Consider the following 241-nt stretch of genomic DNA (forward strand, 5'->3'; position numbering starts at 1 on the left):
GACGACGCCCACCGAGGACGTGCCGACGGAGAACGGCGGTGTCTACGTCATGGCCACGTACAAGAAGCGGGGCTGGATCCTGAACGCCCGGCACAGCAGTATGCACCCGTGGGTCGAATCCACCGCCATGGCGACGATGGAGTCCTGTTTCGACAGCCTTACCGACGAAGAGACGGGCGTCCTGGTGGACGTGGGCTGACATGCGTCGGTGCGCGTGTGGTTCGAGGCCGCTGCCGCCGTC

At 66.0% G+C, this 241-nt stretch carries 1 protein-coding gene; it reads left to right on the forward strand.

What is annotated here, in order from left to right:
- The coding region (locus ADL34_RS05630) for a hypothetical protein (protein WP_159038890.1) at nucleotides 1-199 on the forward strand (199 nt) is incomplete at its 5' end.
- Between the last annotated feature and the right edge of the window lie 42 nt (nucleotides 200-241).

Origin of the sequence: Streptomyces sp. NRRL WC-3605, from assembly GCF_001509795.1 — a bacterium.
GTDB classification, from domain to species: Bacteria; Actinomycetota; Actinomycetes; order Streptomycetales; family Streptomycetaceae; genus Streptomyces; species Streptomyces viridochromogenes.